The sequence below is a fragment of the Geomonas silvestris genome, assembly GCF_014193515.1.
Taxonomy (GTDB): Bacteria; Desulfobacterota; Desulfuromonadia; order Geobacterales; family Geobacteraceae; genus Geomonas; species Geomonas silvestris.
The window spans coordinates 186,557-206,990 of the sequence record NZ_BLXX01000003.1 but is presented as its reverse complement, the minus strand read 5'-3'; the positions used below and the strand labels follow the sequence as shown (position 1 = coordinate 206,990).

15 protein-coding genes are annotated in these 20,434 nt (G+C 60.4%); 9 read left to right on the top strand and 6 right to left on the bottom strand.

The genetic code is table 11. The features are described from left to right. Position 1: 1 nt before the first annotated feature. From GMST_RS07220 to GMST_RS07210, 3 genes are all read right to left on the bottom strand, one after another. Positions 2–1,960: a MacB family efflux pump subunit gene (locus GMST_RS07220; RefSeq protein WP_183353961.1), complete on the bottom strand. Its 1,959-nt coding sequence runs from the start codon at positions 1,958–1,960 to the stop codon at positions 2–4. A gap of 2 nt (positions 1,961–1,962) precedes the next feature. Next, positions 1,963–3,165, bottom strand: a complete 1,203-nt coding sequence (macA, locus tag GMST_RS07215) for a macrolide transporter subunit MacA (protein ID WP_183353960.1) — start codon at positions 3,163–3,165, stop codon at positions 1,963–1,965. A gap of 106 nt (positions 3,166–3,271) precedes the next feature. After that, on the bottom strand, positions 3,272–3,979 hold the full coding sequence (locus tag GMST_RS07210; RefSeq protein ID WP_183353959.1) for a response regulator transcription factor: 708 nt from the start codon (positions 3,977–3,979) through the stop codon (positions 3,272–3,274). 244 nt (positions 3,980–4,223) lie between these two features. Between GMST_RS07210 and lon the strand changes: the two genes are divergently transcribed. Then, on the top strand, positions 4,224–6,632 hold the full coding sequence (gene lon / locus GMST_RS07205) for an endopeptidase La (RefSeq protein ID WP_183353958.1): 2,409 nt from the start codon (positions 4,224–4,226) through the stop codon (positions 6,630–6,632). Positions 6,633–6,884: 252 nt separating this feature from the next. On the opposite strand, the gene GMST_RS07200 is transcribed toward lon, so the two are convergent. Further along, a complete protein-coding gene (locus tag GMST_RS07200) occupies positions 6,885–7,370 on the bottom strand; it encodes a DUF3124 domain-containing protein (protein ID WP_183353957.1) in 486 nt (161 codons plus the stop codon). Between the two features lie 85 nt (positions 7,371–7,455). Next, positions 7,456–8,328 carry a LysR family transcriptional regulator gene (locus tag GMST_RS07195; RefSeq protein WP_183353956.1) on the bottom strand — a complete coding sequence of 291 codons (873 nt, stop codon included), beginning with the start codon at positions 8,326–8,328 and terminating at the stop codon, positions 7,456–7,458. A 99-nt stretch (positions 8,329–8,427) separates the two neighbouring features. Between GMST_RS07195 and GMST_RS07190 the strand changes: the two genes are divergently transcribed. From GMST_RS07190 to GMST_RS07175, 4 genes are all read left to right on the top strand, one after another. After that, the gene (locus GMST_RS07190) at positions 8,428–8,841 is read left to right on the top strand and encodes a CidA/LrgA family protein (protein WP_183353955.1); all 414 of its coding nucleotides are present in this window, start codon (positions 8,428–8,430) and stop codon (positions 8,839–8,841) included. Then, on the top strand, positions 8,831–9,544 hold the full coding sequence (locus GMST_RS07185) for an LrgB family protein (protein ID WP_183353954.1): 714 nt from the start codon (positions 8,831–8,833) through the stop codon (positions 9,542–9,544). The genes GMST_RS07190 and GMST_RS07185 overlap by 11 nt, the downstream gene beginning before the upstream one ends. 234 nt (positions 9,545–9,778) lie before the next feature. After that, complete coding sequence (locus GMST_RS07180; RefSeq protein ID WP_183353953.1) at positions 9,779–10,768, top strand: zinc-dependent alcohol dehydrogenase family protein; 990 nt, start codon at positions 9,779–9,781, stop codon at positions 10,766–10,768. Between the two features lie 352 nt (positions 10,769–11,120). Then, complete coding sequence (locus GMST_RS07175) at positions 11,121–14,966, top strand: M6 family metalloprotease domain-containing protein (protein WP_183353952.1); 3,846 nt, start codon at positions 11,121–11,123, stop codon at positions 14,964–14,966. 93 nt (positions 14,967–15,059) lie between these two features. Here GMST_RS07175 and GMST_RS07170 read toward each other — a convergent pair whose 3' ends face one another. Continuing rightward, positions 15,060–15,767 carry a YifB family Mg chelatase-like AAA ATPase gene (locus GMST_RS07170; protein WP_183354138.1) on the bottom strand — a complete coding sequence of 236 codons (708 nt, stop codon included), beginning with the start codon at positions 15,765–15,767 and terminating at the stop codon, positions 15,060–15,062. Between the two features lie 244 nt (positions 15,768–16,011). Between GMST_RS07170 and GMST_RS07165 the strand changes: the two genes are divergently transcribed. Genes GMST_RS07165 through GMST_RS22560 form a run of 4 tightly spaced genes read left to right on the top strand, consistent with a single transcriptional unit; the run spans position 16,012 to position 20,432 of the window. After that, entirely contained in the window at positions 16,012–16,545 is a 534-nt protein-coding gene (locus GMST_RS07165; RefSeq protein ID WP_198424538.1) for a TnsA endonuclease N-terminal domain-containing protein, read from the top strand. Beyond that, on the top strand, positions 16,532–18,454 hold the full coding sequence (locus GMST_RS07160) for a TnsB C-terminal domain-containing protein (protein WP_183353950.1): 1,923 nt from the start codon (positions 16,532–16,534) through the stop codon (positions 18,452–18,454). The genes GMST_RS07165 and GMST_RS07160 overlap by 14 nt, the downstream gene beginning before the upstream one ends. After that, the gene (locus GMST_RS07155; RefSeq protein WP_183353949.1) at positions 18,451–19,347 is read left to right on the top strand and encodes a TniB family NTP-binding protein; all 897 of its coding nucleotides are present in this window, start codon (positions 18,451–18,453) and stop codon (positions 19,345–19,347) included. The genes GMST_RS07160 and GMST_RS07155 overlap by 4 nt, the downstream gene beginning before the upstream one ends. Further along, positions 19,239–20,432, top strand: a complete 1,194-nt coding sequence (locus GMST_RS22560) for a TniQ family protein (RefSeq protein ID WP_371873110.1) — start codon at positions 19,239–19,241, stop codon at positions 20,430–20,432. Before GMST_RS07155 ends, GMST_RS22560 begins: the two co-directional genes overlap by 109 nt. Positions 20,433–20,434: the final 2 nt, after the last annotated feature.

The following is a 20,434-nucleotide window of genomic DNA, read 5'->3' as shown; positions in this document are numbered from 1 at the left end:
CCTACTCCCTGGCCAGCGCGTCGATGGGGTCGAGGCGGGCCGCGTTACGCGCCGGCAGAAATCCGAACACGACACCGATTAACGTCGAACAGAGGAAGGCGGAGACCACCGACACCAGGGAGAACTTCATGGCGAAGCTCTTCACGAAGATTGAGAAGACCGTGCCGACCCCGTAGGAGAGCAGGATGCCGATCATCCCGCCCACCAGGCAGACCAGCACCGACTCGATGAGAAACTGCTGCATGATGTCTTCCTGCCGCGCCCCTACCGCCATCCGGATGCCGATCTCGTGGGTCCTTTCGGTAACCGAGACCAGCATGATGTTCATCACCCCGATTCCGCCGACGACGAGTGAGATCAGTGCGATCGCCGAGATCATCAGCGCCAGGGTCTGGGTGGTCTTGTTCACGGTTTTCATGATGGTATCCGAACTGCTGGTGAAAAAGTCCTTGCGCCCGTGGCGCTGGGTCAGAAGCTTGATGATGCTCTGCTCGGCGATCTGGTTCGAGACTCCGTCGCGCACCCGCACCGTGATGGAGTTCAGGTACTGCTGCCCTAAAAGCCGCGCCATGGCAGCGCTGGAAGGGATCCACACCTCCAGGTTCTGGTTGTTGCCGAAGGGGCCTTCCTTTTCCTTGGTCACCCCGATGACACGGCAGGGGAGCGAGCCGACCAGGAGCACCTTGCCGATCGGGTCCTCTTGGGCGAAGAACTTCTTGCTGGTGTTCTTGTCGATGACCACCACCTGGGCCTGGAGCCGGACGTCCTCCGCGCCGAAGCCGGACCCTTTCTCGAACTCGTAGCCGCGCACCCGGAAGTACTGCTCCCCTACCCCCTTCACCTGGGCGTTCGCCGTCACGTTGCGGTAACGCAGGAGTTCGCTGTCGCTTACCGTGGGGGTCGCGCTGTCCACGTAGACCTGCGCCTTCAGCGCCTCCAGATCCGCCTGAACCAGGGTCTGGATGCCCGCGGCGTCCTCATCGCCCCAGTCTTTGCCGGGACTTATGTCGATCACGTTGGTCCCCATGGCGGAGATGTCGTTGATCACCTTCTGGCGTGCCCCCTGCCCCAAGGCCACCACGGAGACAACCGAAGTGATGCCGATCACGATACCCAGCATGGTCAAGAGGGTACGCATCCGGTGGCTGGCCATGGCAATGAGCGCCATCTTGAAGGCCTCGGCAAAGCGCCCCCAGGCGGCGGCAAGAAGGGAGGACTCGTTTTGCACCGGGCCCTTTTCCAGTCGCTGGCGACGCTGCCGGGGCGGGGCCGCCGGGTTCACCCGATCGGACACGATCCGGCCGTCGCTGATTTCGATGATCCGCTCGGCGTGCCTTGCCACCTGGGCGTCGTGGGTCACCAGGATGATGGTGTGCCCCGCGTCGTGCAGCTCATGAAGCAGCGCCATCATCTCCTGGCCGCTCTTGCTGTCCAGGGCCCCGGTTGGCTCGTCCGCCAGGATCACCTCGCCGCCGTTCATGAGGGCGCGGGCGATACTGACGCGCTGCTGCTGGCCACCGGAGAGCTGGTTGGGTCGGTGCTCGCAGCGCTCCTCGAGCCCGAGCCGGCAGAGGATCTCGCGAGCCCGCGCCCGGCGCTCCTCCTTGCGTACCCCCGCGTACACCGCCGGGATCTCGGCGTTCTGGGTGGCGGAGAGGTGCGGCATCAGGTGGTAACGCTGGAAGATGAAACCGAAGTACTCGCGCCTGAGGCGTGCCAGCTCGTCCCCGGAAAGCGTACCGGTCTCCTCGCCGTTGATCAGGTAACTCCCCTCGCTGGGGCGGTCCAGGCACCCCAGGATGTTCATCAGGGTGGACTTGCCGGAGCCAGAGGCGCCGATGATGGCGACCAGCTCGCCGGCGTTGATGGTGAGGTTCACGTCCTTGAGGACGGCGATCTCCTGCTCGCCGGTGACGAAGTGCCGTCCCAGCCCGCAGAGTTCCAAAAGCGGCCGATCCATGGCTAGCGCCTCCCGCCCGGAGGCGGCATGTGGCCGGAACTCGTGGTGGTTTCCGGGACGCTGGTACTGTCCCCCACCACGACCTTCTCGCCGGCCTTGAGCCCCTCCAGCACCTGCACCTGGACGTTGTTGCCGATGCCGGTACGGATGCTGCGGCGCTCCACCTGCTCGCCCCTGAGCACCTGGACCGTCGCCTGTCCGTCGGCGCGTTTGTCGGCGAGCGCTGCGACAGGGATGCAGAGTGCCTGCTTCGCCTGGTTAAGGACGATGGCGACCTGCGCCGTCATGGAGACCTTGAGCCGGTTGTCGGCGTTGGGGACCTCGAAGAGCCCGTAGTAGTAGATGGCGGAACTGCCGGAAGTCGTGCTGGAGCTGGCACTCGAGGTGCTGCTGGTGCTCGAAGAAACCGGCCCCGGCTCGATGGCCCGCAGTTTTCCGTAGTAGCGTTTGTCGGCATCCCCCAAGAGGGTGAAATAGGTGGTGAGGCCCGGCCTGACCTTGGTGACGTCGGCCTCGGATATCTTGGCCTTCACCGTCATGGTGTCCAGGTTTGCCAGGGTGAGGATGGTGGTGGCGGACTGGGTGGAGACCACCGTCTGCCCCTCTTCGGTGTCGATGGAGATCACCACCCCGTCGATGGGGGCGTTGATCCGGGTGTAGCCCAGGTTGGCCCGGGCGGTGTCCACGGCGATGACCGCCTTCTTCAACTGGGCATCCAGCGCCGCGATGTCGTAACGCGTGCTCTCCAGCTGTGCCTGGGCGCTTTCCAGATCGGCGCGGGAACCGGCATCTTTCGCCACCAGCTGACTTTGGCGCTGGAAGGCGAGCCGGTACTGTTTTAAGAGCTCCTCCTTGGAGCGGCGCTGGGCCTTCAGGTTCTCCACCTGGGCCTCGGCGTCTTTCAGCGTGTTCTGCTGCAGCACCGGGTCGATTTCGGCGAGCAGCTGTCCTTTCTTCACCTTGTCGCCCAGCGCCACGTGCAGCGTCTTTAACTGCCCGGAAACCTGGGCACCGACCGCAACCGTTTTGAACGCCTTCAACGTGCCGCTTGCGAGGACACTTTCCTCCAGGTCCATCGTTGTCGCCTGAGCCGTGACGTAGGTCGGCTTAGGCTTGCTGAATCCCTTCTGTGCCGCCAGCCCTGCGCCCCCCAGGACCAGCAAAACCAATACTGCAACAGCTACCTTCCTGCCTGAAAACTTCATTGATTCTCCTGATCTGTGACTGCGTTCCGCATTCGAAGGTTTTCCAGTTTCCAGATTTTCTCCTGCCCTTCCTCGGTTTTCCCCTCTGTGTTCCTGTGAAAGGGTGTTACTGGTTTTGCCACTCAGGCGAGTACCCATAGAGGTACCCCACCCCGCGCACCGACTTGATCCTGTCACCGCCGTCCAGCCCTGTGCCGAGCTTTTTGCGCAGCCCGCTTACATGGACATCGACGCTCCTGTCGAAGCTGCGGAACTCGCGCCCCAGCGCCTGCCGGGTCAGCTCCTCGCGGGTCACCACGGTTCCGGCCAGCCGCAGCAACACCTCCAGCACCGAGAACTCGGATGAGGTCAGGTCGATGGACTCCCCCGAACAGTACAGGGTGCGGGTCCCCAGGTTCATGGCGACATCCCCAACCACCAGCGTCCCGGGGCGTCCCTCGTGCGGCAGGATCCCGCTGCGCCGCTGGATGGCGCGCAGCCGGGCGATCAGCTCGCGCGGGTTGAACGGTTTGCAGAGGTAATCGTCAGCCCCAAGCTCCAGCCCCACGATCCTGTCCACCTCCTCGCCCCGCGCCGTCAGCATGAGCACCGGCACCTCAGAGACCTGGCGCAGCTTGCGCAGCACCTCGAAGCCGTTCAGCCCCGGCAGCATCACATCGAGGATCACCGCCGCATAATCCCCTTCGAGTGCAGCTGCAGCTCCCGCCTTCCCCTCATGAACCGTAACCACCTCGAACTCCTCGCCACCCAGGTAGCTTTGAAGCAGCTGACACAGGCCGGCATCGTCATCTACAAGCAGGATCTTTTTCGACACGGCAATCTCCCAACTGATTTTTTCGGCGAGTATAGCCCAACCTCCTGCGTGCGACTGTTAAGAGTTGTAAAGAAGCTTTAAGTAGTCTCGGGACCCTGCCAAGCCGCAGTCCGTGCGCCTCTCGCGCCAGTTTTCCACAATAATGCCGAGGGGTTCCGCGGGAGCAGCAGGTTAAGGATCGGGCAGGTTGACAACAAGGGGGTGGATGCTTAGGTTTCATAAAAACAACTACGGGAGCCTTACCATGAGTGAACAGCCCACCATAGATGTCGAATACAACGGCAAGCCTGAGAGTGACGAATCCGGAGGGCTGGTGCTCGCCTCCGAGGTGCTGCCGCCGAGTCTTCCCATCATCCCGATCAAGCCGCGCCCGGCCTTTCCGAACCTCCTCTTCCCGATGGCGGTCAGCGATCCGCATCAGAAAGCGGCGGTGCAGCGCGCCCTCGACAACCCCGCCCACGCCCTGGGTCTCGTGCTGGTGCGCGATCCCGCCCGACCCGATGGTTTGGAGAACATGCACCGCGTAGGGGTGGTGGGGAAAGTGGTCAAGGTGATCCACCAGGACGAGGAGAATATCCACTTCCTGGTCAACACGCTGGAGCGTTTCTCCATCGATGAGTTGACCGATATTTCCGGGGCCTACTTCGCGCGGGTCAGCTACGAATACGCGCCCGAGCTCTCGGTGAACGAGGAGCTGAAGGCCTACTCGATGGCGGTCCTCTCCACCATCAAGGAGCTGGTGCAGATCAACCCGCTCTACACCGAGGAGATCAAGCTCTTTTTAAGCCGCTCCAGCCTGGACGATCCCGGGCGCCTGGCCGATTTTGCGGCGAACCTCACTTCGGCCGACGGGCAGGAGCTGCAGCAGGTGCTCGAGGCGCTGGACGTGCGCAAGCGGATCGACATCGTGCTGGTGCTTTTGAAGAAGGAGCTCGAGGTCTCCCGGCTGCAGACCAAGATCACCAAGCAGATCGAGGAGAAGATCAGCGAGCAGCAGCGCGAGTTCTTCCTGCGCGAGCAGTTAAAGGCGATCAAGAAAGAGCTGGGGCTGGAAAAGGAAGGAAAGACCTCGGAGATCGAGAAGTTCGAGGAGCGCCTGAAAAAGCTCACCTTGAACCCCGAGGCGCAGCGCACGGTCACGGAGGAAATCGAGAAGTTCCGGCTTTTGGAGCCCTCCTCCCCCGAGTACCACGTGACCCGCAACTACCTGGACTGGCTCACGGTGCTCCCCTGGGGGAGCTTCAGCAAGGATTCCTATAACCTGGACAAGGCGCGGCGCATCCTGGACCGCGACCACCACGGGCTTAGCGACGTGAAGGACCGCATCACCGAGTTCATCGCTGTTGGCAAGCTGAAGGGGAACATTTCGGGATCCATCCTCTGTTTGGTGGGGCCGCCGGGTGTCGGTAAGACCTCGATCGGGCGGAGCATCGCCGACGCCTTGGGGCGGAGCTTCTACCGCTTCTCGCTGGGCGGTATGCGCGACGAGGCCGAAATCAAGGGGCACCGGCGCACCTACATCGGTGCCATGCCCGGCAAGTTCATCCAGGCCATGAAGAGCGCCGCGACCGCGAACCCGGTGCTCATGCTGGACGAGATCGACAAGGTCGGCGCCTCATTCCAAGGCGATCCCGCCTCGGCGCTTCTCGAGGTGCTCGACCCCGAACAGAACGCGACCTTCCGGGATCACTACCTGGACGTCCCCTTCGACCTCTCCAACGTGCTCTTCATCGCAACGGCGAACCAGCTGGACACCATCCCGGCGCCGCTTCTGGATCGTATGGAGATCATCCGGCTCTCGGGGTACGTGCTCGAGGAGAAGATGGAGATCGCCAAGCGCTACCTGATCCCCAAGGCGCTCAAGAACGCGGGCTTGAAGTCGGGGCAGGTGACCATCAAGAAAGAGGCGCTCGCCGCGCTCATCGACGGTTGGGCGCGCGAGGCTGGCGTCAGGAACCTGGAGAACCGGATCAAGAAGCTGATGCGCAAGGCGGCGCTCGAGTTCGCCTCCGGGCGCATCGAGCCCGTCGTGATCAGCAAGAAGGACCTGGTCGACTACCTGGGGCAGCCGGTGTTCGTGACCGAGGAGGTTTTCGAGAACGTGGCCGGTGTGGTGACCGGGCTTGCCTGGACCAGCATGGGGGGAGCGACCTTACCCATCGAGGCGGCGGCCATGCCCAGCAAGGGGAAAGGGTTCCGCCAGACCGGGCAACTCGGCAACGTCATGGTGGAGAGCTCCGAGATCGCCTACTCGTACGTCATGGCGCACCTGAAGGAGTACGGTGTGGCCGAAGATTTCTTCGACACCCACTTCGTGCACCTGCACGTGCCGGCCGGCGCGACCCCGAAGGACGGCCCCTCCGCCGGCGTCACCATGGCTACCGCGCTCATCTCCATGATGCGCGGGAAGCCGGTGCGCGCGAAGCTCGGCATGACCGGAGAGCTGACGCTTACCGGGCGGGTGCTCCCGATCGGCGGGGTCAAGGAGAAGACCATCGCCGCCCGCCGCGCCGGACTTACGGTGCTCATCTTCCCCGAGGCCAACCGCAAGGACTTCGCCGAGTTGCCGGATTACCTGCAGGAAGGAATCGAGGTGCATTTCGCCAGCGAGTACAAGGACGTGTACAAGGTGGCCTTTGGCGAGCCGGTGTAGAAGGTGAAGGAAAAACCGAAAGCGGCCTGACGAGAAGAGAAACGCATCTCAGGTACCTGAAAACGTCGAGGGGGACTGGCTCCGCAAAGTGCCAGTCCCCCTTTTTGACAACCGCTCATCCACTCGTTGTACAACATCTGCTCTTTGTGGAGATCCGACCTGTCAAGCGGCCAACATTTGACAGGCCATTATTAATTGGTGCCTGTCCCCCTCGATCTTCCCCTGCTGCCATCATCCCCTTCCCTCTGCTCGCTACTCCTTGATCTCCTGCCCCGGACTCACAAACGAGATCCCCTGCCCCGACGCGGTTCCGATCATGACGCACTCGATGATCGGGGCGTTTATGGCGCGGTCCGCTTCCCACCTCACGATAAAGTTGGCACCGAAGCCGCCAGCTACGTCCTTCTCGTCGATGTGAAAATCCGCCGAGGCCAGGGGGCCCAAAGAAAGCGCACCGGTGCGGTAGCGGCGCACCAGCTTTCCGTTGGTGTCGTAGTAGTCGATGGCGGTTATCTTAAGCGAGCCAGCAGGGTCGGTGTTCCGCACGCTCAAGGTAGCGGCCAGTTGGAACGGGCGCTTTCTGGGACCGCTGAAGACGTTGGAGTAGACCGGCACGTACACAGTCTGCCCTTTGGAGAGCCGGTATTCCGGCGCCGCGGCGGCCGGAGTGGCGGTAACGGTGAACGAAACTGCAAACAACAGAATAAGAGCCAGCAGCACCGGGAGTTTCTGTTTCATTGTTGAGCCTCCTTTTATGGTCTTGTTCGAATTCCAAGGGGACAGGCACCCACGGAGCCCAGTCCCCTGCATTTTCGGCCGTTGCTCAGGTTTCCGCAGCCAAGGCAAGCCAGGCTTGAGCCGCAGGGGAGAGGTAGCCGCCGCGCCGCCAGATGAGCGCCAGGTGCCAAAAGAGCGCCGGCTGCTCGACCGGAACCCGCCGGGTCAGGGGATGCGGCCGCTGCTCGGCGATCATGCGCGGCAATAGCGCCACCCCTAACCGCGTGGCGACCAGCTCGATCACGAAATCAACCTGGCTCGACTGCGCCGAGACCTTCGGCGTGAAGCCGCTCTCCCGGCAGGCATCGAGGATCATCTGGTTCAGCGCGAAGCCCGGACCGTAGAGGATGAAGGGGAGGTCCTTAAGCTGCCGGAACGAGAGTTTCTCTGAGGCGGCCAGCGGGTGCTCCGCCGGAAGCAGCACGTCGATCGGCTCGCGCCAGACCTCCTGCCACTCGAACTCCTCACCGACCGGCAACAGCGTCGCCGCCAGGTCCAGCTCCCCTGCCAGCACCAACTCCTCGAGCCGCTTGCTGCCGTGTTCCATGAGCTGCAGCTCGATCCCGGGGTAGCGGTTTCGATAGGCGGCGAAGCGGTGGGCAAAGAGCGTGTTGCTGCCGATGAGCGGCACCCCAAGGCGCAGTACGCCCCCCTTAAGCCCGCGCAGCTCCTCGAGCTCCGCTTTCAGGTCGTCCCCCTGGGCCAGAATCGCGAGTGCACGGCGGTAGACGATCTCTCCGGCGGCGGTGAGCTTCACGTTCGCGCCGATCCGGTCCAATAGCTGCAGCCCCAGCTCGTCTTCCAGCTGCTTGACCGCCTTGCTCACCGTGGACTGGGTGACAAAGACCGTCTTGGCCGCACGGGAAAATCCACCCTGCCGCACCACCTCGACGAAGGTCCGTAAGGTCCGCATCTCCATATACTATTCCTGATCAGAATCGGTTCGAGTCGAAATCTTCATTTTACGAATACCACAGAACAACCTATGATTCAAACATCGGAAACACGGGAGAGACAGATGACCAGTTATCTACGCACCTCGCTCTGGAGACCCTTGCGCTCCAGCCGCTTCTTCCAAATTGTGCTGATCCTGCTGTTCTGGGCGGCAGGCGAAGGAATCGCGCGCACCACTCACCTGATGATCCCGGGCTCGGTGCTCGGCCTGTTCATCGTGCTGTTGCTGCTGATCACCCGGCGACTGAACATCCTGACGGTTCGCCGCGGGGCCCAGTGGTTTCTGGCCGAGATGCTCCTTTTCTTCATCCCTGCGGTCCTCGCGGTGCTCGATCATCCCGAACTGCTCGGCATGCTGGGATTGAAGATCCTGGCGGTGATCCTCTTCGGGACGATCGCCATCATGGTGGTGACGGGTGCGGCCATCGATCTGTGCTATCGGTGGGTGAACCGTGGGGAGAACTGCGATGTGGTGTGATGAGCAGCTGCTTGTTCACGCGGTTTTCTGGTCTTTTTTGACCGTGGCCCTCTACGCCCTGGGAAAATACCTGAACGCGCGCCGCCCGAGCCTTTTCACCTCGCCGCTCGTCTTCACCCCGGTTCTCCTTATCGCGGCCGCCCTGATCGGCCACGTCCGGTATGCCGAGTATATCCGCGGGACGCACTGGCTCATGATGCTGCTTGGTCCTGCTACCGTCGCCTTCGCGATCCCGATTTACGAGCAGCGCGCGCTGATTCGCCGGCACTGGATGCTCCTGTTGGTGGGGGTCGTCGCGGGCAGTTGCACTGCCGTCATCTCTTCCTGGTTCCTTTCCGAGCTCTTCGGCCTCGACGCCACCGTGTGCCTGAGCCTCTTGCCGCGCTCCATGAGCACTCCGTTTGCCATGGTGGTTTCCGGCGATATCGGCGGCGTTCCGGCGCTCACCTCCGTCTTCGTGGTCATCACCGGCGTTCTCGGTGCAACCATCGGCGAACTCCTGCTGAGCTGCCTCCCCTTTCGTTCGGCGCTGGCCCGTGGGGCGCTGCTCGGCATGGGGGCCCACGGTGCCGGCACAGCAAAGGCGCATCAGATCGACAGCGAGGTAGGTGCCATCGCCGGCCTGGTCATGGTCCTGGTCGGCCTGCTCAACGTCCTCAGCGCCCCGCTGCTCGCCCACCTCGTCTCTGCCGTATCCCGCTGAGAACCCAGGCGTTAGAGTGCTGATCAGCCTTCCCCTTTCGGGGTGCACTGAATCTCTTCCAGAATTTGCTGGCACAGCTTTGAGCTAAGGCGCAAGACTCCACTGCAGCTCATCTTCTGCCAACGGGAGACGGCCTGCTCGCACTTGGATAATGACTGAAGTGTGTGTAGTATTAGGCTTGGCCGACAGACATGAACTTAGTGGAACATTCTACATTCAGTGGAGATGGCACTGATGAGAGCGATGGTACTTCTGAAACCGGGCACTCCCCTGCAGTTGAGGGACCTGCCGATACCTGCACCCGGCCCGGGGCAGCTGCTTATCAAGGTGGCCGCCTGCGCCATCTGCCGCACCGATCTGCACATCCTGGACGGAGAGCTGACTGAACCCAAGCTGCCGCTGGTGCCGGGACACCAGATCGTTGGGCGGGTGGTGACCTCGGGGAGCGGCGTCACGCAGTTCAAACCGGGAGACCGGGTCGGCGTGCCGTGGCTCGGCTCCACCTGCGGCTGCTGCCCGGACTGCAACGAAGGAAGAGAGAATCTCTGCGATAGGGCGCGCTTCACCGGCTACCACCTGGACGGCGGCTACGCCGAGTACGCCGTCGCCGACCAGCGTTTTTGCTTCGCCCTTCCCGAAGGCTTCGGAGATCTGCAGGCGGCGCCGCTGCTCTGCGCCGGCCTGATCGGTTACCGCTCGCTGCGCATGACCGGTGATGCCCGCCGGCTCGGGATCTACGGCTTCGGCGCCGCGGCCCACATCATCATCCAGGTGGCGCGCTGGCAGGGGTGCGAAGTCTATGCCTTCACCCGTGCGGGTGACCACGAAGGACAACAGTTCGCCCGCCAGCTGGGCGCCGTCTGGGTCGGCGCCGCGGATCAGCTCCCGCCCGACGCCCTGGACGCCGCCATCATCTTCGCCCCGGCGGGAGAGCTTGTTCCCGCCTCGCTTGAAGCGGTACGTAAGGGGGGGACGGTGGTCTGCGCGGGGATCCACATGAGCGACATCCCGAGTTTCCCGTACCGCCTCCTCTGGGGCGAGCGCGTGCTGCGCTCCGTCGCGAACCTTACCCGCAGGGACGGCGAGGAGTTCCTGGAGATCGCCCCCCGCGTGCCGGTCCGCACCGAAGTGCAGCTCTACCCGCTGGAAGCCGCCAATGAAGCTCTGGCCGACCTCAAGGCCGGACGGGTCAAAGGGGCCGGCGTGCTGGTCGTTTCCCCGTAAAAAAATTCACCACGAAGATGCCCAAAGGCCGTGCGGGAAACTGATCCCGTCACGGCCTTTTGTGTACCGGCAAAAGGCACCAGCCAGCGAAACCCCGGATGGTCACGAGACGCCTCTCCGCGCAGTCGACGGTTGTGCGGCCAGAACACCCTTATCGAGAGCACAGCGCCCCTTTTCCTATCCCGTTGCTGTTCGAAACTTTTACAGCATGCAAAATTTGAACTGCCCGAAGCAGCTCCGGCGGGCAGCCCCCCTCTTTATCCACCTGTTTTTTAGTCACTTCTCTTAGGTGGCCCGCTGGCACGGTTTAAGCTCGCACAGGCTAGACACTTTTGTCCCGGAGGGAACAGTTATGACCAGATTGCTTGTGCTTGCCACGACGTTGATGCTCGCTATGTCAACCATAGCCTATGCCGGGCCTGCCATGCCGGACAGCATCGATCTCCAGCAGCCGGACGGCTCCACCTTCAAAGGTAAGGTCCACGGCGACGAGTTCCAGAACTGGATTGAATCGACAGAGAGCGGGCACACCGTGGTGAAGAACCCGACGACCCAACACTGGGAATACGCCGAGCAGCTGCCAGACGGGTCGCTGAAGGCTTCCGGAGTCAAGGTTGAGCCCGCCGGCAAGTTCGCGCCCTCCTTCTTACCCAAGGGGGTCAAACCGGTCCGGGACACCGCAGGTGAGAAGCGCCAGAAGGATCACCTGAAACGGAAGTTGCAGCAGCGGCTTCCCGCCGGTTCCGTCTCCCTGGACGGCTCCACCGGGGCGGGCACTCCGGCCGGGGTGGTGTACGGCGCCGCGGGCGACTGGACACCGGTGCCGGTTTCGGGAACCAAGAAGCTCCTGATCGTCCTGGTGAACTTCGCCAACCGCACGCTGGTCACCACCCCCGACGCCTGGTACAGCGAGGTTTTCGACAGCACACCCGGCGCCAAATCCGTGGCCAACTTCTACAAGGACAACTCCTTCGGCACCCTCACCGTGGCACCTGCCTTCACGGGGGGAACGCACCCCGGCGTGGTGGCGGTGACCATCCCCGACAGCCATCCCAACTCCGGCAACTCCTACAACTACACCTTGGAGACCACCGTCATCGGCCATGCTCTCGCCCAGGCGGTGAGCGCCGTCGACCTGAGCTCTTTCGATCCGTCCAACGACGAGGTGTTCCTGGTCTACGCCGGCTACGAGAACTCGGGGAGCTCCAAGACGCCGAAGATCTGGGCCCATGCCTGGAGCGGCTCGATCCCCATGGGGAGCAAGACCATCACCGGCTGGGCACTGTGCGGCGAACTGAACAACAGTGATCAGCAGCATCCGGTGGGTGTCATCGTCCACGAACTTGGGCACCTGATGACCGGCCTTCCCGACCTCTACGACACCACCAATTTCAACGCCGGACTGGGTAACTTCTCGGTCATGGCCGGCGGCAGCTGGGGTACGCTCCCTAACCAGGCCGTCGGTTCCACCCCGGTGGCTATGGACGCCTGGTCCCGCGAGTTCCTGGGCTGGACCACCCCGGTCGCCCCCAGCGCAGGTTCGGTGACCATCGCGAGCGCACTGTCGGCCAACGACTCCGCCCTCAAGCTGGCACGCCCCGAGCGCCCCACCGAGTACTGGCTCGCGGAAAACCGCCCCCCCACCGGCTGGGATGCCGGCATCACCGGACTTACCAGCGGATATGCCGGGGGGCTCTTGATCACCCACATCGACCTGACCGTGGGCACTCTGGGCGCCAACGACCTCAACGCGTACCATGCCGGCGCACACCAGGGTGTGGTTCCGACGCAGGCCAGCACCGCCGTGTGCAACATGCTGACCAGCGGTTGCCGTGGCAGCGCCGCCACCACCTTCTACTCCGGCAACAACGCCGCCTTCACCCCCGGTTCCCTGGTGAACTCGGCGTACTACGACGGCACCGCCAGCAATTTCTCGGTGACCAACATCTCGGCGCGCGGAACCAGCATGACGGCGGACCTCAAGACGAGCACGGCCCTCTCGGTGGCCAGCTTCGCCATGAAGCCCAACGTGAATTCGCTCACCATACCGGTTACCGCCTTCAGCGGCGCGGGCGACAACAAGATCACCGGCTACAAGATCACCACAACCTCAACGGCGCCGCTGGTCAGCGCCACCGGCTGGCTCGCCGCGCCCCCCACCGCAGTAGTCGCCACCGGCGCTACCAGCGGCTCTTACACCTTCTACGCCTGGGTCAAAGACGCGCTCAACAACGTATCCAGCCCGGCCTCGGCCACGGTCGCCATCGACCTGGCGAAGCCGGTGGTGGGCACCTTCACGGTTCCGGCACAGTACGGCTCGCTCACCGTGCCGGTCACCATCGCCGCCAGCGACAACAGCAGCGTGATAACCGGCTACCTGGTAACCGAGAGCGCCACGGTCCCCGCCGCCGGCGCTAGCACCTGGCTTGCCAGCGCGCCGACCAGCTACACCGTGAGCACCGCCGGCGCCAAGACGCTCTACGCCTGGGCCAAGGATGCCGCCGGCAACGTCTCCGTCGCCAAATCGGCCCCCTGTGTCGTCGACCTGACGAAGCCGGTAGTCTCGGCCTTCACCCTCCCCACCACCGTGGTGAAGAGCCTGACCGTGACCATTCCCACCTTCACCGCCACCGACAACGTCAAGGTTGCCGGCTACCAGGTCACCGAGAGCGCGAGCGCCCCTTCGCCGAGCACCGGGTGGAGCAGTACGGCCCCCAAGACCTACTCCTTCGCCAGCAACACCGCCGACGGTGTGAAGACCTTGTACGCCTGGGCCGTAGACACCGTGGGGAACGTCTCGCTTGCCAAGAGTGCCGCCGTCGCGATCGACACCACGGCACCGGCCATCAGCGCCTTCACGGTCCCCGCCCTCTCGGCGTCGGCCACGGTCCGCATCAGCTCCTTCACCGCAAGTGACAACGGCACCATTACCGGCTACGCCATCACCGCGACCAACACCGCGCCGACCGTCTGGAGCGCAACGAAGCCGGTCAGCTTCATCGTTACCGGCGCCGGTTCCAAGACCCTCTACGCCTGGGTGAAAGACGCAGCGGGCAACGTCTCCGCCTCGGCGAGCGCCACCGTCAACGTGGACCTGACCAAGCCGGTGGTCGGGACCTTCACGGTCCCCGCCCAGTACGGTTCGCTCAGCGTCCCGGTCACTGTCGCCGCCAGCGACGACAACAGCGGCGTCGCCGGATACCTGATAACCGAAACCGGGACCGTGCCGACTGCCAGCGCAGCTTGGCTCTCCAGCGCCCCGACCAGCTACACCGTGAGCGCCGCCGGCGCCAAGACGCTCTACGCCTGGGCCAAAGACGCAGCCGGTAACGTCTCCGTGCTGAAGAGTGCCCCCTGCATCGTCGACCTGACGAAACCGGCGGTTTCGGTCTTCGCCCTCCCCAGCACCCCGGTGAAGAGCCTGACCGTGCCCATCACCACCTTTACCGCCACCGACAACGTCAAGGTCGTCGGCTTCCAGGTCACCGCGAGCTCGACCGCTCCGTCGGCGAGCACTGGCTGGTCCGCTACTGCGCCGAAAAGCTACACCTTCGCGAGCAACACCGCTGACGGCGCGAAGACCCTGTACGCCTGGGCGCTGGACAGCTCGGGCAACGTCTCGCTCGCCAAGAGCGCAGCCGTCACCATCGACACCACCGCAGCGAGCATCAGCGCCTTCACGGTCCCCGCGATCTCGGCTTCGCTCACCATCCCGATCAGCTCCTTCACCGCGAGCGACAACGTCAGCATCGCCGGCTATGCCGTCACCACCAGCAACACCGCGCCCACCACCTGGAGTGCCACCAAGCCGGTAAGCGTGCTGGTCTCCGGTTCGGGCTCCAAGACCCTCTACGCCTGGGTGAAGGATACCGCCGGCAACGTCTCCGCCTCGACCAGCGCGACGGTCAACGTCGACACCACCAAGCCCGTGGTCGCAAGCTTCAGCGCCCCGGCGCAATCCGCCACGCGCACCGTGGCAGTCACCTTCGCCGGCACGGACGACAACTCTGGGGTAAAGGCCTACCTGATCACCGAGAACTCCACCGCACCGACCGCCGCAGCCTCCGGGTGGAGCACGACCGTCCCGACCAGCTTCACGCTTTCGACCACCGGCACCAAGGCCATGTACGCGTGGGTGAAGGACGCGGCCGGAAACGTCTCGGTCAGCAAGTCAGTCCTCGTGAAGGTGCTCCCCTAACGAAAAAGCCGGGCCATTACCGGCCCGGCCATTAATTTCCATGGCAATCCATCATCGCACCGGGCAGTTTCGCCGGTGCGATCTTTTTTTCTCCTATCCGGTTTTGCGGTCCAGGCTGCGGTACTGGATCGCCTCGGAGATGTGGGTTTCCCTGATCTGCTCGGCAAGCTCGAGGTCGGCTATGGTGCGGGCGACCTTGAGGATCCTGGTGTAGCTCCTGGCGGAGAGGCCCAGGCGGTCGGTGACCATCTCGAGCATCCGGTTCCCCGCCGCGTCGGGCTCGCAGAACTTGCGGATCATGCGCGCCGACATCTGGGCGTTGCAGTGCACCCGGGTCCCCCTGAAGCGCTCCTTCTGCACCTCACGGGAACGGGCCACCCGCGCCGCGATGGCTTCCGAGGTTTCCCCCTCGCCGCGGTCGGCCAAGTCACGGAACTTCACCGCCGGGACTTCGATGTGGATGTCGATGCGATCCAAAAGCGGACCCGAGATGCGCGAACGGTAGCGCTGGATCATGAGCGGCGTGCAGGAGCAGAGGTGTACGGGATCCCCCTGGTAGCCGCAGGGGCACGGATTCATGGCGGCAACGAGCATGATTCGCGACGGGTAGGTGACGCTGGAGAGGGCGCGGGAGATGGTGACCCGGCCGTCCTCCATGGGCTGGCGCAGCACCTCGAGGACATGCTTCTTGAACTCGGGAAGCTCGTCCAGGAAAAGGACGCCGTTGTGCGAGAGCGAGACCTCGCCTGGCTTCGGGGTATTGCTGCTGTGACTTTTGACATTTGATGCGACTACTGGTATTAAAGTTTTAGCGAGTTGAACCGAAAAGTTTCTAAATTATTGCGATCCAAACCCTGAATTAGCTGCGACTGAGTTCACAATGCGAAGAAATAATTGCGACAGCCCCCTCCCCCAGCAGACTAGGAAGATTGGCCCCACACGCCGAAGCGTGTCAGGGTACTACCCATTTCGCCTGGAGAAGCATATCCAGTATGAATCTGCTCTCGAACGCGACTTTATTATCCGAAAGGATTTCAGTCTTTCAGTGCAGGACGTTATCCCGCAACCTTGCCAAATCCCCTTCGTCCTGAATGGACAGTCTTTCAATTACACCCCTGATTTTCTAGTCTTCTACAAACTTGGCACAGCTTCTTTCCCAGGTTACACCAAGCCATTACTGGTCGAAGTTAAACCAGCTCAAGAGTGGCGCAAAAATTGGCGAAAGTGGCTCCCTAAATGGAAAGCGGCCTATGCCTATGCTAAACAGCAGGGTTGGATTTTTCGCATCCACGACGAATCACGAATCCGTGACGTCGCATTTTTGAATATTACCTTTCTTGAGCGCTATAAAAGGATGCAATTCTCACACGAAGAGAGCGAATATATTCTGAAAACCGTTCAGGAAATGGGGTCCGCTCCCTTCCACTACCTCCTGGCCCGCCACTTCATGGGCATATATAGAGGCCAGGGCATAGCTCACCTTTGGCATTTACTTGCGTTACGGCAACTTGACTGCGATATAACCCTGCCCCTGAACGATTTCACCGAACTCTGGATACCCGAACATGACTCAGAATGATAATGATGTCTCCAATGAGGCCTTCGAACCCATTCGAAAGAGCGTTGATGTACAGGTCGGCCGCTTTGTCCGATGCGGACAAGACGTCTACCGAGTGACCCAGATTTTAAATTTCGAATCAGCAATAGGTATAAACGTTGAAAATGGACGAAGTTGCCCGCTCTTGATAGCGGACATGCGTTCTATTGACCAAGATGGAATAGCACTATGCTCTGAAGACCTGGCAGAAATCGCTGACGCCGATTGGCGGATAGCCGAGGAACGGTTTGCCGCAATTAAACCACTCATCCATATGCCGCAACACAGCCGCCAGGAGGTCGAGCAGCGAGCCAATGAAGTTGGGATAAATACCGCTACCCTCTATCGTTGGCTTAAACGCTACAAAGCCTATGGCGATGTATCCGCTCTAATACCCTTTAAGAGGGGCTGGAAATCCGGAAAACACCGTCTCCCCGCATTTGCCGACAAAGTCATTTCGGAGGTGATCACCGACTATTACCTAACTCCGCAGAGGCCGAAGGTTCAAAAGGTTATCATTGAGGTGCAGCGACGCTGTCAGCAGAGGTTAATTGAAGTTCCCAGCCCCAGTACTATCAGGAATCGACTAGGGAAGTTGTCGGAAAGGGAGATTCTCCGCGGGCGAGGATTTAGGGAACGAGCAATCAATAAGTTTCAACCGGCACCAGGTAGTTTCCCGAATGCGAATTTCCCCTTAGCCGTTGTGCAAATCGACCACACACCTGCAGATATTATCCTCGTAGATGATATTTTCAGAAAGCCGATCGGCCGTCCCTGGATTACATTGGCTATTGATGTCTGCACCCGGATCGTCACTGGATACTACCTGTCGTTTGACCCTCCATCAGAGACATCGGTTGCAATGTGCGTTTCGCATTCCATGCTCCCTAAAGAGGATTGGCTTGCGCTACACAAGGTTGATGCGGATTGGCCCGTCTGGGGCATCCCTCAGAAAATCTTTGTCGATAATGGACCTGACTTTAGGTCCAATAACTTCGAAAGATCATGTTTGACATATGGCATTACTCTCGAGTTCAGACCTGTCAAAACTCCAAGGTACGGTGGCCACATCGAGCGGATGCTAGGGACCCTGCTAAGAGAGATCCATGACCTCCCCGGCACAACTTTCTCATCGCTCAAAGAACGATCGGACTATGATTCTGAGAAGCATGCAGCGTTGACGAAGTCTGAATTTGAGGAGTGGTTGGTTACCCTCATATGCAAGGTCTACCATCAGCGGATGCATTCTGGTATTGGAATGTCGCCTCTGCGCAAATGGGAAGTTGGAATCTTCGGCAACGGAGATCTACATGGGATAGGAATTCCTCCACGTCCGCAAGATAGGCTTACCGTACTCCTTGACTTTCTCCCTGCTTTTCGGCGAACCGTTCAGACCTTCGGGGTAACCATCGACGATATATCCTACTATGCCGATGCTCTCCGGCCGTGGATTAATGCGTCAGCACCCGACAATCCTGCAAAAAAACGTGAACTTGTATTTCGCCGCGATCCAAGAGACATCAGCGCGATCTGGTTCTTTGACCCAGACCTGAAGCACTATTCTAAAATTCCCTTTGCCGACCAATCAATGCCATCGATGAGCATTTGGGAATACAAGCAGGCGCGTGAAAAGTTAAAACGTGAAGGCGTGAAAAGTGTTAATCAGCACCAGATCCTCCTGGCGATAACAGAACTACGCTCAAAGGTAGACGCCGCACAAGAGAAAACCAAGAAAGCGCGTCGCCAGGCACAACGGCGCAAGGAACATGAGAAAAATATTTCCCCAGCCACTCCTGTTTTAGCTGTCGCACCGGTACAAAACGCGACAAATTCGATGACCACTCTTTCTGACCTTGGCGACGATTTCAACCCATTCGGAGATGTCGAATGACCACTTGCAGTTACGATCACATCCACCCTGACTTTCGACACGTGATGGGTTTATCTGGCATTGAACGAATCGCGTTTCTAGATCAACCGCGATGGATAGGCTACAAACATGCTAAACAGATTACGGACACCCTGCTGGGGCTTATGTTGAAGCCTACCCGCCCACGGATGCCGAATCTGCTTATTGTAGGTGATCCGAATAACGGCAAGACGACGATAGTACGACGCTTCCGTGAGACTTGCGGCAATGGCTACGTTAACGATGACTCTGAGCCTGTTAAACCCGTCATATTAGCGGAAGCACCACCCAGCGCCGACGAAAAAAGCCTCTACATTTCCATTCTCGAACGCTTCTTTACTCCATATAGAGCGACCGATCCGGTTTATAAACTACGTTACCAGGTAATCCACCTTTTAAGGCTATGTCACACCAAAATCCTTATCATCGACGAATTTCATTCACTGCTGACGGGTACTGCAGTGAAGCAGAGAGAAGTGATGAACGCGTTGAAGCTTCTGTGTAACGAGTTGGGAATACCGATAGTTGGAGTCGGAACACGTGAGGCGGTTCGAGTCCTACACTCTGACCCACAACATGCCAGTCGGTTTGATGTTGTTTCGCTTCCACTATGGTCCCTTGATGCTGATTTCCAGCGTTTACTTGCAGGATTTGAAACGGTCCTTCCACTAAGAAGGCCATCGAAACTCTCCGACCCAAATCTAGCTACTCTGCTGCATGCCATTTGCGAAGGGAATATCGGCAATCTTCACCGGTTACTCGTTGAATGTTCAGTCGAAGCAATCAGAACTGGCAAGGAGCAGATAGACAAGTCCATTGTGGAGGGGAAATCATGGCTACACCCTACTCGTGGCATCCGGGAAGTAATGATGTAGTCCCACGATGGGCTGTGCCCGTGCAATTGCTGCCAGATGAGTTGCTGTCGTCGTGGCTAACCCGGGCTGCCCTAGATCACGGCTGTGATCCTCTGGTGCTCACCGGTTCACTCTGGCCAAAATGGAGGGTGTGGACCCTTGATTTCGATCGTGGTGGGCTGCAAGGTAAACTGGGGCAGCTCTCCTTTTTATCAGGAGTTAGAGAGGAATGGTTGTCAGCGGCAACGCTGGGGCCCACCATTGGCGAGCTCAACCAGAGACCGCTACAACCTAACGCTGTGTGGCCATGGATTTTAGCAGTTGGAGCACGTAATAGGATTAGACACGGCGGTCTGCAGTTTTGTCCAAGGTGCCTTGCCGAAGATAGGATTCCTTATTACCGGCTTCACTGGAGATTTGCCTGGCACTCTGGCTGTCAGAAACATCGTGTTCTTTTATTAGACAAATGCTCTACTTGCCGGAGGCCAATCGAGCCGCACCGATTATCCGCAGGTGACCGCGACTTAGCAGTCTGCGCGAGTTGTAAGAGCGACCTTCGAGATGGTCATGTGGCACAGACAAAGGCGAGAGCCCTCGCCTTTCAAACCTTAGCGGATCAGGCGCTATGCGGTGTAGGTGTGTGTTATGGATCTGATCAACTTACTGCCCGAGAGTGGTTTAATCTCTGTAGATTTTTTTTGACTTTATTGAGAAAATCATTACGTTCTAGACCCCTGAGGTTGGTAGAACTCATAGCGACCCTTGGAGTCGATATCGAACAGCTTTCAACTCCTGCCACGGGATTGCCACTAGAACTCCTTCCAGCTCACGAAAGGGACTCCCTACTGGCCGCGACCTCTCAATTGTTAAATTTAGGACCAGCGGTTTTTTTGGAAGCGGCAATCGCAGTTGGTCTTACCAAGGCCTCTCTTTGCGATGTTAAGCAAAGTCCTCCTGCGAGCATTGACCACATCCTCTCCCGCCTCCCCACTACGAGCAAAACTTTTCGAAAGATTCTGGAAACACCGTCATTTAGGCGAATCAAACCTTGTCCCAAAGGGGTCATTATGCGGAAATTGGCTAGGCTTCAACGAAAGATGAGGTGACT